This window comes from Glutamicibacter sp. BW77 (assembly GCF_002332285.1).
Classification (GTDB): Bacteria; Actinomycetota; Actinomycetes; order Actinomycetales; family Micrococcaceae; genus Glutamicibacter; species Glutamicibacter bergerei.
In genome coordinates, this window is the sequence record NZ_NRGT01000073.1 from 91921 (window position 1) to 105004 (window position 13084).

Genomic DNA, 13084 nt, shown 5'->3' on the forward strand with positions numbered 1-13084 from the left:
TTAGTTCGATTTTTCCTGTGCACTGGCGGCAAAAAGTGTGGCTGGTTCGGAACTGCGAGAAATCGCTCCGACCGGCAAATCTTCGGCAGTGATGAATGCCGAATCACCGCGGGACAGCTGCAAGGACTGCGTGGCAGATTCCAAGGTGAACTCCCCGGCGGTGCAGAGCACCACCGATGCACCGTGGAGCTGCAACTCGGTACGCACTTGCGCCTGGTGAGTTTGGGTAACCTGCAACTGAAATTCGTCAAAGTTTGGCTGGAACAATTGCGAATGATCTGAAACCTTGAGGCCTGCCAACAGCGGAGCCGCGGAGGGTTCGGCGATGGAGATCTCCAATAGTTCGGGAACATCGATGTGTTTGCTGGTCAGCCCGCCACGTAACACGTTGTCTGAATTCGCCATCACCTCGATACCAAGCCCGCGCAGGTAAGCGTGGACATTACCGGCGCCGAGGCTGATCGCCTCGCCAGGCTTTAAGAACACCAAATTCAGTAGCAGCGCCACCAAGACGCCAGCGTCGCTTGGATAGATCTCGTTGATCCTGACCAACTCGGCAAGCTGGACGTTCTCTTGCAGTGCCGGATCGGCCGAGATAGCGCCACAAAGGTTGAGCACTAGATCGCTGATTCCGCGACCACCGGTAAGCACGTAGCGCAGCGAGTGCCCCAGCGGTTCGCCACCCTCCAGTAAGCGAATCAGTTCGTTGACAAGTTTTGTGTCGTTGGTAGAAAGTCGGGGCAGGAAAAGCCGTAAGTCAGCAACGATGTCCTGTGGAACACGGAAGCCTGATAACGCCACAAAATCGGTGAGTGCGTACAGCATTTCCGGTTTGTGGTTGTCATCTTTGTAGTTTCGATTCGCCGCGTCGCGGGCGACGCCTGCTGCTTCTTCCTTGGCGAAACGTTCACGGGCTTGGTCTAGGGTCGGGTGAACTTGAATCGACAACGGCTGGGAAGCGGAGAGCACCTTGAACAGGAATGGCAACCGGCCATAGCGTGCTTCGAGGTCCGCACCAAGCATTGCCGCCGAGTTCGCGGCAATAACCTCGTGCAATGGCTCGCCACTGTCCAGCACCGTGCTCGGGCACCCGGGGTGGGCGCCGAGCCACAGTTCAGCCTGAGGGCTGATGGTTGCTGGTTGTCCCAACAACTCGGTGATTTCTTGCGTTGAACCCCAATGGTAATCCCGAATGGAATTTTTCAACTCAAACACGTTTTGTACCCTTAACTTTCACTAACGATCATGGTTTCAAAACGGTCGGGGGGTCGTAACCGTGGCGTAACCGTGAAGGCTCTTTATGGAACCGAGCATTCGTCGTTGTTTGCGGCGATCTGAGCCAGACGCGTATTCTGGCCAATCATTTCAAGCTCTACCAGGTACTGCTCATCGATAGGGGAGCCATCGCGCTTGGTCATTGGTACTTCATCACCGTTGGATAGCTTCGGGGCATCGTTGATGTCTGTGGCTTCTTCCGGGGCTTCCTCAGTGGGTTCTGCCGAGCCACTAGCCTCGGTAGTCTCCTTGGACTTCTCTGGGTCTTGGGACTTCTTGGATTCCTTGGGCTTCTTTGGTGCGTTCTGCTTTTCGATGATTCCGTTGATGCGATCATGAATCTTATCAAAGTCAGGGTAAGTGGAGAAGGAACGTTCGAAGTCCGGAGAACCAAGAGTCAGGCGGCTAAATGGTGTACCAGCGACCTTGTCGGCGACTGAAACGAAGGAACTGAGCTGGCTTGCAGGAATGTTCGTTTCAACCAGCTGCTCGCCGGCCTGCATGATGCTGCTGAAGTTTGTCAGGATGGTCTGCGGGGTGAACTGCTTGATAATTGCCTGCTGCAGGCACTGCTGGCGCTTGATGCGGTGGTAGTCGTCGGTGAAATCACGCGAACGAGCAAACCAGAGTGCGTCCTTGCCGTTGAAGGTCTGCACCCCTGGAGCGAACCAGTGGGTGTTGACTAGCGAGTTTTCCCACTTCTTCCCGTTGTAAGGGACCCAGCCACCGGAATCGATGGTTACCCCGCCCAAGGCGTCAACGAAGTTCGCAAAGCCGGCCATGTCAACCATGACGTAACCCTGAACCTTGAGATCGGTGGTTCCCGATAGTGCGTCCATGACCGCCTGGGCGCCAACGTTTTTCACCGAGTCTGGGAAAGCATCGGCGTGGTTGTCTACCGCATCGCGATAAATGGCGTTGAACAGGCATTCGTCGCCGCAGTCATAACCGTCAGGGTAGACCTCGGCCATCGGGGAATCCTTGGCGAAGCGGGCCTTCTGGAAGTTACGCGGTACGGAGATCATCAGCGATTTGCCGGTTTTGGCGTCTACCGAAAGCAGCGCTATCGAGTCGGTACGTACCCCGTCACGGTTTGAACCGGAGTCTGCGCCGAGCACCGCAATGTTGTAACGCCCGTTGACCGGGTCAAAGGCAGGACCTTCGTCAAAGACTTTAACGATGGTTTCGCGACCGGTATTCAGGATGGACGCACCATAAACGAAGATGCCGCTGGTGGCGATGACCGCCGCCAGCGTGAAGATCGTGACGATCGCGCGCATCCCGGGAGCCAGCATGCGTGGCCTGATGATGAACAGCGTGTTGATGAACATGATCAGCCAGCCCACGGCGAGTACCGAGAGCACCACAATCAGGAACAACTGGAAGTTAGGATGTGCCGCCCAGCCAAGCAGGATTGAGCGGTTAATAAAGTACAGGGCCGCGAGCAGGATGAGCACTGCCCAGCACAGCATGGTGACCGTGACCGCGATCCGTCCCAGCTTGCGGTTTCCTGCGATGAGCTGAGCGCTACCGGGGAAAATTATGGTCAGAATGACCAGAATTATGGCGCGTTTGCTCCGGGCCGGAGAGGAAATGCTCTCCGGGTTCCGAAGCGGACTTGGAGCGCGGTGACTGGCAGAACCCATGTACTTAGTGACTTTCCTTAGGAAGAGAAGTTCTCGTTGGCAACCTCGGCACGCAACGCGGCGCCCTTGGCGTAGGCAGACTCGCGCAGCGAGTCTGCAAAGGCTAGCAACTTAACCTGTAACGACTTAGCAAGCTCATCGGTTCCCGACGCCAGCATACGCACAGCTAACAAGCCGGCATTGCGGGCACCACCGATGGAGACCGTAGCCACCGGAACTCCGGCTGGCATCTGCACGATGGAGAGCAAAGAATCCATTCCATCAAGCTTGGCTAATGGTACCGGAACACCGACCACCGGAAGTGGCGTCACCGAAGCGAGCATTCCCGGCAGGTGCGCGGCGCCGCCGGCACCGGCGATGATCACGCGCAGTCCACGAGCGTGGGCCTGCTGGCCGTACTCGATCATTTCGGTCGGCATGCGGTGCGCCGAGACGACATCGGCCTCGAAGGGGATGCCGAATTCGGTCAGTGCCTCGGCGGCTAGGCGCATGACGGGCCAGTCCGAGTCTGAGCCCATGACGAGTCCGACAAGTGGTGCTTGAGTCATTTGAATTAAAATCCTTGAATGTCGTGGCCCGGTTCAATGAGCCTAGGTGAAAGCCTAAGCGGTCTCGGGCAGACCATCTCGGATTAAGCTGGCCACTGCGTCGGCGCGTTCGCGTAGTTCGGCGACGCTCTGCGTCTTCGTGCCAACGACGTTCACATGTCCGATCTTGCGTCCGGGACGCACAGATTTCCCGTAGGAATGCACCTTAACTTCGGGTGCGGCAGCCAAAGCGGCTTGGTAGGCGGAGAACAAATCTTGATTTGCTCCACCCAGGAAATTCTTCATTACGGTGACCCCGAGCTCGCGGGTTTCGCCCAGTGGCAAATCCAAGACCGCGCGCAGGTGCTGTTCAAACTGGCTGGTGACCGAACCGTTCATGGTCCAGTGCCCGGTGTTGTGTGGGCGCATGGCCAACTCGTTAATCACGAAGCCGGCACCCTGTCCGGGAGTTTCGAAGAGCTCTGCTGCCATGACGCCAGTAACGCCGAATTCTTCGGCGATACGTATGGCAGCCTGTGAGGCCGTGGCCGCAGTTTCATCGGAGATGTCTTGGGCGGGGGCAATGACTTCGTCGCAGACGCCTGCCACCTGAATGGTGTGGACTACCGGCCAGGCTTTGGTTTCGCCCGAGGGAGTGCGTGCCACCATGGCTGACAGCTCGCGGGTGAATTCCACCTTGTCTTCGGCCAATAAGGCACCGTGCGCGAACCAGTCCTCGCAGTCTTTGGCCTGTTCTGCGTTATCGAGCATGCGTACGCCCTTGCCGTCGTAACCACCGCGTGGGGTTTTGAGCACAATCGGCCATCCGGTTTGCTCGCCAAAGGCAAGTAACTGGGCAACATTCTTTACCTTCGCCCACGCTGGATTTGGCAGTCCAAGCTTTTCGATTGCCGCACGCATCACCAGCTTGTCCTGGGCATGGATCAGAGCTTCGGGACGTGGCTGGACGTTGACTCCCTCATTGATCAGTGTGGTGAGGAACTCATTAGGAACATGCTCATGATCAAAGGTCACGACATCTTTACCCTGGGCAAAAGCGCGCAGGGTGGCCAAGTCTTTGTAGTCACCAACGGGCGCATCGGGCACACAACGTGCCGCCGATACGTCGGGACCTTCGGCGAGAACATGCAGTTCAAATCCGAGGTTTAGGGCCTCAGGGGCCATCATTCGGGCTAATTGCCCGCCACCAATCACACCAATTTTAGGGAAGCTCACTCTCCTAGGTTAGCGAAAGAGTTCCAGCTTCCCGTCTTCGCGTTGACTGATTACTCACGAAATCCGGGGTTTTGTCAGGAAATGCGGATAAAATAGGTAGCTAGTGTTCCTGCGCCTTGGCGTAAAAGGGCACCACCAAACTACTGACCTAGGGAACTGAACTTCCCAAGATTCTGACGATCTTGTGGTCGTATCGATGTCTGCATCGACACGCGAGCCACGTTGATTTGTCTGGAGGAAAATGTTCGAGCGCATTACACAAAAACTAACCGGACTTATTTCGATGCTGTGGCGCGAAGTGGCAAAGTTCGGCGTTGTCGGCGGAATCGCGTTCATCATCGACTCTGGAATTTATGTCTGGTTGCTTCATGGCCCAATGAGCGATTCACAGGTTAAAGCGAAGATCATTGCTGGCATCGTGGCGACCCTGTTCTCCTGGGTGGCCAACCGCTATTGGACGTTCCGTCATCGTCGCCAAGCTAATGTGGCCCGTGAATTGGTGATGTTCCTGATTATGAATGCCATCGGTTTGGGTATCGCCGCAGCCTGTGTTTGGTTCACCAAATACGTACTAAATATGACGGACCCGACCAGCGTGTTTATTGCCGGTTCCGTGGTTGGTCTGGTGTTGGGAACAATCTTCCGATTCTTTGCCTACCGTTTCTGGGTCTTCGGCGCAGAAATGGACCAAGACGCAGAATTCGCCCACGACCACGAACTGCTGACCCTGCGCGAAAACGGAGCCGATACCCAGAGTGTTACTCCGGATACCGGCACCATTCCTACCGCCAAGAGCTAAACAGCTGGCACGTAGTCGTGACTGATCTTTTCTCCTTGACGGAGCCGGTCACTGACTTCCATTTGCGCCTCAACAAGCACGATGGAGTCTCCAGACTTCCACTGGGCGACCGCATAGGGCAATAGTTGCAATACCGGGATATCTGCGCGAACCAAGATAGTGCCCAAGGCGTTGACCTCGGGGGCAAAAAGCTCGGCTAAGGACAGGGCATTGCCTGCGCTGTTGCGCAACGCGGTAGTTTCCCCCGATACTGCCGAGGGGTAAAACTGGTCCCCGTAAGTGCGCACATTTGCGTTGTAATCCTCGGCGACCGGGCCTAGGTCGGCGCCAAATGACAACGCCATGGCGGCGGGATTAACCGCAAGAATCTCGGATGACCCGGGTATGCGTTGATCATTAGGGTCTTGGGTGATCCATAAGGTGGCGTTAGCGGCCTGATCATCATCAGCATCCAGTAGCGTCGCCCCGTGATGCAATACGGCCAAGCCGAGCACCAGTGATTTCCAATGAGACGGCAAATCTAGAACGATGAGGGACTCTTGTTCAAGATCGAAACTCTCGCCCAATAGGTTCGCACTTTTGGCAACCCAATTGTCAAAGACCTTGCCCGAGAGCTCGATGCGTTCTCCGGATTGTGAGTACCAGGTGAGCCACGGTGTGGCATCGGAGCGGCGCGGCGCCAGTAAGCCTTCAGCGAAGGTTCCGGTAGCGGAGTTGAACGGCATTTTCCACCTTAATTTATTTACTGAGAATTTACCGACAATTCGCGGAAGTTGCGACTCGCCGGATTCATTGGTGTCTTTTCGTGGCGTGTTGTGCCGGGAGTTTGCTGTGAACCCTCCATAGAATAACCTCCCCGCTTGACTATGACCGAGTTACACGGCTGTAATTAGATGGTGAGTTCGGCTCGTCCATCATTTCACTACTTCGATGGAATAAAGAGAGACGTATGGATCGGGAGCATTGATGGCTCGATCTTCTCAAACCAAGCGAAAGGTCAACATCAACATGACGAAGCTGGAGCAGAGGTACTCCGATTTTTCGACATCGGCAGTGGCATCCGCCCAATACGGGGTTGAAGGCGCACCGTCGGATTGGTTTGTCGATCCACAAGCTGGGGAATCCGCACGGGTAGCGGTAGCCACAGATTTGGAGACAGCTGCAGAGGACTTCCTCCGTGAGCATGCGCCGGCAGAGACCGAAGGCGGCTCGAGTGCCGGTTCGTGGGCTCCTGAGCTGGATGAAGACGAGCAGGTCCGCGAAAGTATCAAGGCGGTATGGCTCGGCGTCGGCGGAGAAGTCGACGAAGGTGAGCTGGGTTGGCAGGCCCGTGCCCTGTGTGCACAAACTGACCCCGAAGCATTTTTCCCAGAAAAGGGCGGTTCGACCCGCGACGCTAAGCGTGTCTGCGGGGCCTGTGTTGTACGTTCAGAATGTTTGGAATACGCGTTGAGCAACGACGAGCGCTTTGGCATCTGGGGAGGGCTCTCCGAGCGCGAACGCCGCCGACTACGGAAACGAGCAATCTAATTCGACCGCCAATTCATGTCACCGCCATCGTTGCTGCGCACGATGGCGCTGACTTTTTACCACGCACTTTAGCTGCACTGCGAAATCAGTCGCGGCCGATTGAACGGTACCTCGGGGTGGACGCGTCCTCACAAGACGCGTCACATCAGGTATTAAAAGCAAATCTTCCTTCTAATGCCACTTTGCTTTCGGCTCCTGCCGGATCATTGGGGCTTTCAGTTCAAGAAGCAGTGGATGCGCTGCCCGAAGCACGCACCGATCGCGATGAGTGGATATGGATTATCCACGATGATTCGATGCCGGCTCCCGATGCGTTAGAACATCTCACACGCACGGTTGAAGCCTCCGAATCTGTAAGTATTGCTGGTTGCAAGATTTTAGACATCGACAACCCGCGCCGCTTGGCCGAGGTGGGACTCAGCGTCGACCGTAGGGCACAGCGCCTGACGATGATCGACATGGACGAGGTTGATCAAGGCCAGTACGACGGACGTAGCGACTACTTCGCCGTGTCCTCTGCCGGAATGTTCATTCGTCGCGAGGTTTTCGAAGAGCTCGGTGGTTTTGACCCGGCTCTTCCTGGCCGCGGCGACGATGTGGATCTGTGCTGGCGTAACCGACTTGCTGGACACCGCGTAGTAGTGGTTCCGGCAGCAAAAATTTATCATCAGATCGATGTTGTCGATTCACTGGCCGGACCAGGTGAGGCACGCCGTGCCGAGGTGTTCCAGCGTCTTAAGTTCGCCTCCCCAATAGGCCTGCCATTTATCTGGTTAGGGATTCTCTTCGGCGGTATTGGGCATTTCCTTTTAGCCTTGTTAGCCAAAGACCCGGGACATGGATTTAGCCATTTAGCTGCCACGCTTAAAGGCTTGTTATCTCCGGTGAAGTTGGGTGCGTCGCGGCGTCAGGTCAAGGAAACTCGTCAGGTTCCGCGCCGTCAGGTGCGCAAGTTGATGACCTCAAATACCGAGGTCCGCGAATACCGTCGCAACATTTCAAGCGGTCAGGACGACTCGCAGGTATTTGGTGATGGCTCCGGGGCCGAGGGCATGGTGGAACCGAGTGGTGAGAACTTCTCGGACTTCGTTCGTATTGCCCGTCCGCCACGAACCACAGCAGTGCTTTCACTTATTCTTGCCTTGCTGATCACCACCGCGACCTCACTGATAGCTTGGCGCACGGTGATCGGTGCTAGCGCACTCAGCGGTGGTGCTATCCGCCCACTATCACGCTCACTAAGTGAGATCGGCGCCAACGCCACATCCTGGTGGCAGAATGTGGGCACCGGCCTGAGCGCCGCACCGGATAACACCGACGTTGTTTATTGGTTACTTTCTGTCGTGAGTTTCAACCACGCCAACCAAGCCCTCGTGATCCTGTTCATCGCAGCCATGCCGTTGGCTGCGTTGAGCGCCTGGTGGGGTGTAGGTGTCGTTAGCCGTTCACGAGCCGTACGTTTTTTTGCGGCCGTGATTTGGGCACTGCAACCAGCGCTGTTCTCGGCGTTGGCTTCGGGTCGCGTGGGATCGGTTTTGATTCACGTGATGTTGCCATTGTTCTTCCTGGCTATGCTTCGTGCGCTCAACGCCCGGGTGCTTCCCGAAGGTAAACCCGCAGCAACTGAGGGGCAGCGTAAAACGTCCGCGTGGACCGCTTCGGCTTGCGCAGCATTGATCATGTGGGTTATTTCGACCGGTTCAATGCCGTTCTTCCTCACTCTTTTGGTGCTCATTTACATTCTGGCGATTTCCGCGCCACGCCGGGCACGCACCCTCTGGTGGGTTCCATTGCCAGCAGTGGTGTGGAACCTGCCGTTGCTCTTCGAAGCGTTGGGAAATCCGCGGCTGTTGTTCACCGAACCCGGAGCGCCTTTGGCGTTTGACCCGGCACCGCTGTGGCAGATGGTTCTAGGTTTTCCCGAGGCTTTTGACGCGATGCTCAGCCCACTGGGTTGGGGAATTCTACCGGCCGGTCCATGGGCCCTGGTCGCTGCACTTCTTGTTGGTGCACCGCTGGTAATTTTGGCGGTCTTGGGTGCACTTGGATCTGCTTTCAGCCTCGATGCCACCATGCGCCGCAACTCGCGCAAACTTATTTGGGCGGCGGCGTTGTCCTTGGTTGCAGGTTGGGGGATTGGGTTCATCCCGGTCTCGTTGGACTCCTCAACTACCGTCAGTGCGTACACCGCACCATTTGTTTCCTTCGCGATCTTCGCGATGCTTGCCGCCGCGGCCAACGCGCTAGCGGCTCTGCGACATGAAAATCAGCCACGCGCACTGCGCCGTCCGGCTAATCGTGGTGCGCTGAGCCTGATGAGTGCGTTGAGCGTTGTGAGTATGCTGGCCGCCGGTTCGGTGGGTCTGGCTGCGCAATTGAATTCGCAAAATCCGGATGGCGAGTTGACCTCGCTGACTGCTGAACAACGAGTCGCGGCTTCACAAGAGCGCACGATTCCTGCCACGGCAGCAGACGCAGGACGCTCGGATACCGCGGAGCGTACCTTGGTACTCACTCCACGCTCCTCGGGGGAAATCGATAGCGTGCTGCTCTCGGGTGCCGGGGAAACTCTGGACTCGATGTCTCGTTCCTCGCAGGTAGCTCAGCTGACCGGTTCGCTGCTGAAACCAGCGCGTAATGAGCAGTCGGTCACCAACAACCTACAGCGCGAAGCAGCGGCAATGTTGCTCTCCGAATCTGCTTTGGACTCACGTGAGGCATTAGCGGATCTGGGCGTTGGATTTGTGGTGCTCAACGAAACCGGAGAATCCGTTTCTGCTAGCGTCCGAGTGTTAGACGCTGCGACTGGTTTAGCCGCCGTAGGCCAGACCGATAATGGTTGGCTATGGCGAGTGAACTATCAGGATTCGGACCAAAATTCCGGAGCAGGTTTCGCTCGCTTGATCGATGAATCTGACCGGGTACAGGTAGTGCCAACACAACGCGGGAAGATTCAGAATCTTGAAATTCCCGCGGCAGACGCCTCGCGAACCCTGGTCTTGTCCACCGCCCAAGATCCTAAAATACGTGCGAGTATCGATGGTACTGCGCTGCGTTCGGTAGCTTACCCACAAGACTCGGATACCCGCTGGGCTCAGGCCTACGAGGTCCCTGCCGAGGGTGGAAAACTGACGCTGACACACGAAGAACCATTGGCTTTGCCTCTGCTGATCCTTGGCGGATTAGTGTTGCTAGTTGCCATCTTGCTGGCGATACCGGTACCAAGTACCCGCCGTCTGGCAAGCTACCGCAACACTGAGTATCGTTTTCGTGCCGCCGAAGAACCGGTGGATGACAACGAGCTACTAGCCGAGCAGCCCATCGACACCGTTGACGTTGAGCAAGAGACGGAACCAGCAACCAACTCCACACCGTTGAGTCGTCGCGAAGCACGCGAACGGGATCACGAGATCCGAGAAAACTTGACCCCGAAGCTCGGTGACCGTATTTCGGACACCGACACCGAGCAGGAGAAAAAGTAGTGAGTGACGAGAAGACCCCGGCCGCCGATGATGCTGCAAACCAACCCGCACCTCATGGAACCCATGCTGCCAAACCGGAATCGGAGCCGGGCACTTCCTCGGCTGACAAAACGGTAAAGCCCGAAGATGCCAAGCCGGGAACAGACTCCGCCACGGAGCCTGAGAAACCTGCGCCACAACCGGTAGCCGCCCAGACACCGCCAGCTTCTGCAGCTAAAGAACCTGCTCGCGCGGATGGTCGCGCGAAGAGCAAGTCGGATCTTCGTGCTGAGGCCAAGGCAGAGAAAGAAGCTGCAGCAGAGGCCAAAGCCGCTGCAAAGGCTTCGGCCAAAGCTGACGCCAAAACGGCGGCTGAAGCCAAGGCCACAGCCAAGGCAGAGGCCAAGGATCGGAACAAAACCCGGCCTAAGGCCGATGCGATGGCCACCGCGGCTACTAAAACGGAACCTAGTGAGGACCACAAGGCTGAGCCTGTACCGGTGGCTACCGGCGCTATAGCAAGCACAGTGGAACCGACCGCGACGGACGCCACGGCGAACCGTCGACGCCGTAAGTTAGCCCAAGCCACCAAGGCTGCGCGTAAGGACCAAGAATCCGCCGTGGTGCGCCGCCGTACCGGTGCCGTATTGCTCGGAGTGGTAGCCGTCGTAGCTGCCGGCGCAGTGGTCGCTGCCGGTTCGGTTCTTGCCCCGCAACCAGCTCAAACTGCACTGCCGGCCGCGGTAACCAGCCTCCCGGCCGGTGATGCCCAAGCAGTTTGCGCCGCCACACCGCAGCTGTTGAAGGGTGTCGACGGCACCGATCCACAGTTCGCCGCCGGTGCGAAGAAGATTTCAAGCAATATCCGTGTGGCCGTGATCTCTGATTTAGGCAAGCGAATTCCCGGAGCCACGCTCAGTGAGCTCGGAAGTTCAGAAGCAAACGAGCTGACTAAGCGGATCGCCGAAGATGAAGCCAGTAAATCGTTGGGAGCCGACGAACAAGGCCTAACCGGTCGAGTTGGCAAAGTTGATACTTCCAACGGCCGAGACAAGGCGCAAATATTGGCACTTCAGCCACTGGGCGAACTGCCGTCGTGGGGCAGTGCGATGCGTAGCTTCCTTGCCAAGGACGGAGACCTAGCCGGTCTTGCGGCAGCAACCTGCCAGGCACCAGCCTCAAATTGGCGCTTCACCGGCTTACAGACCCATACCGGGGCAACCAGCGTCTTGCACCTGTCGAACCCCACACATACGACGGCTCAAGTCTCCGTAGATTTGCGTGGTCCAGAAGGAATGATAGATACCTCCACCTTGCAAAATGTGGTGCTCGCCCCGGGCACTTCGCGTGCACTAGTGCTTGGCGGATACGCCCAGAACCTAGATTCGGTCTCCGCAGATATCACGAGCTTAGGCGGAAAGATCACCGCTTCGGTACAACAAGCTGCCCTGCGTGGTTTGACCCCGGCTGGCGTGGACTTGGTTGCTGCGAATGCTTCGGCCTCCAATACCCAGGTGATTCCCGGCGTATGGATTGGTAACAAGAATGACCGAGACAAGTTGAGCAAAGCCGATAAGAAACTTGTTCCGCAACTCCATGTCTCGGCCACTGGCGCGCAGGGTGCAGGATTTAAGGTGAAAATATTAGGTGCCGACGGTGAAGTCGCCGCAGACCTAGGTTCTAACCTCGCAGTCTCCTCCGACGCCACCAGCATCATCAGCCTCAACGGCTTGGACGCTGGCGCGTATTCAGTGGTCGTAGAAGCCGATGCCCCAGTGACCAGCAGCGTGCGTATGGTGCGTGGCGCAGATCCAAAGCAGTCCTCGGATACTGCCTGGGCAGCAAGCACGATGCCACTTGCTGGCACGCAGGTCGCACCGATTTCGGCCAACGGTACCGGTGAATTTAGTATTGCGGCCCCAACGGCCGATGCTTCGGTAGAGGCAGTTGTTGTTGATAAGGATGGCAAGCTGTCCAAACCAACCAAACTCACGGTCAAGACCGGGCAGAGCATGGTCTTCAAGCCCAAGGATGTCAGCGCAGACGCCCAAGCGGTGATCTTCTCATCAGATGCCAACGCCTACATCGGTCAGTTGATTTTCGGTTCGGATCGTTCGCTGGCTTGGGCCGCGATGCCACCGGCAAATGCCGGTCGTGACGGCATTGTGGTCAACGTCGGAGGCTGAACAAACTAAAAATCCGGGTCTTTGGGAAAATATTCGGGATCAACATCGTGGGGCGTCAGCATCCACAAATTAGCGACCTCGTGCACCACACACTGGTGTACGAGGTCGACTAGTTCCGTGTGATTGTGACTGGCTTGCTCTAAGGGCAACCGGTAAACGGATATCCGCGCTCGGCGTTGCGCGGTGGCTGGGCGAGCTGAAGACAACGGCATCCGGTCTCCGACGGCCGCCGCCTGCGTCATCACTTTTTCGCCCGGCACCGGAATGATACGAAAATCGATGATTGCAAGTTTGCTGCCCCAGCGTTCACCCAAGCGTTGCGCGCTGGCCATCACCGCGTCATCGAAGCGTTCAGGACGAGTTCGATAGGCCGGTAAATGCATGGGCATCAGCGGACCTCGCCGTCCACGGCCATGCCGGTTAC

Annotated in this window: 10 protein-coding genes; 4 read left to right on the forward strand and 6 right to left on the reverse strand. The window is 57.1% G+C overall.

Features of this window, described 5'->3' with window-relative positions:
* The 4 genes from manA to CIK74_RS12795 all read right to left on the reverse strand — a co-directional run bounded on the left by manA (position 1) and on the right by CIK74_RS12795 (position 4684).
* Positions 1-1215 carry a mannose-6-phosphate isomerase, class I gene (gene manA / locus CIK74_RS12780; protein ID WP_096256587.1) on the reverse strand — a complete coding sequence of 405 codons (1215 nt, stop codon included), beginning with the start codon at positions 1213-1215 and terminating at the stop codon, positions 1-3.
* Positions 1216-1298: 83 nt separating this feature from the next.
* Positions 1299-2921 carry an LCP family protein gene (locus CIK74_RS12785; RefSeq protein ID WP_096256588.1) on the reverse strand — a complete coding sequence of 541 codons (1623 nt, stop codon included), beginning with the start codon at positions 2919-2921 and terminating at the stop codon, positions 1299-1301.
* Between the two features lie 17 nt (positions 2922-2938).
* Positions 2939-3469, reverse strand: coding sequence for a 5-(carboxyamino)imidazole ribonucleotide mutase (gene purE, locus CIK74_RS12790; protein WP_096256589.1), 531 nt, complete (start codon positions 3467-3469; stop codon positions 2939-2941).
* 54 nt (positions 3470-3523) lie between these two features.
* Entirely contained in the window at positions 3524-4684 is a 1161-nt protein-coding gene (locus CIK74_RS12795) for a 5-(carboxyamino)imidazole ribonucleotide synthase (RefSeq protein ID WP_096256590.1), read from the reverse strand.
* Positions 4685-4925: 241 nt separating this feature from the next.
* Here CIK74_RS12795 and CIK74_RS12800 point away from each other — a divergent pair, with 241 nt between their 5' ends.
* Positions 4926-5483: a GtrA family protein gene (locus tag CIK74_RS12800; RefSeq protein ID WP_096256591.1), complete on the forward strand. Its 558-nt coding sequence runs from the start codon at positions 4926-4928 to the stop codon at positions 5481-5483.
* Here the strand turns inward: CIK74_RS12800 and CIK74_RS12805 are convergent.
* The gene (locus CIK74_RS12805; protein WP_096256592.1) at positions 5480-6208 is read right to left on the reverse strand and encodes a TIGR03089 family protein; all 729 of its coding nucleotides are present in this window, start codon (positions 6206-6208) and stop codon (positions 5480-5482) included. The genes CIK74_RS12800 and CIK74_RS12805 overlap by 4 nt on opposite strands.
* A 283-nt stretch (positions 6209-6491) precedes the next feature.
* On the opposite strand from CIK74_RS12805, the gene CIK74_RS19180 reads away from it, so the two are divergent.
* From CIK74_RS19180 to CIK74_RS12820, 3 genes are read left to right on the forward strand one after another with little or no spacing between them, the layout of a single operon-like run.
* Positions 6492-7013: a WhiB family transcriptional regulator gene (locus CIK74_RS19180; protein WP_096256780.1), complete on the forward strand. Its 522-nt coding sequence runs from the start codon at positions 6492-6494 to the stop codon at positions 7011-7013.
* A complete protein-coding gene (locus tag CIK74_RS12815) occupies positions 6917-10495 on the forward strand; it encodes a glycosyltransferase (protein ID WP_096256593.1) in 3579 nt (1192 codons plus the stop codon). Before CIK74_RS19180 ends, CIK74_RS12815 begins: the two co-directional genes overlap by 97 nt.
* A complete protein-coding gene (locus CIK74_RS12820; RefSeq protein WP_096256594.1) occupies positions 10495-12660 on the forward strand; it encodes a DUF5719 family protein in 2166 nt (721 codons plus the stop codon). The genes CIK74_RS12815 and CIK74_RS12820 overlap by 1 nt, the downstream gene beginning before the upstream one ends.
* A 5-nt stretch (positions 12661-12665) precedes the next feature.
* Here CIK74_RS12820 and CIK74_RS12825 read toward each other — a convergent pair whose 3' ends face one another.
* Positions 12666-13049: a metallopeptidase family protein gene (locus CIK74_RS12825; protein WP_205738285.1), complete on the reverse strand. Its 384-nt coding sequence runs from the start codon at positions 13047-13049 to the stop codon at positions 12666-12668.
* Between the last annotated feature and the right edge of the window lie 35 nt (positions 13050-13084).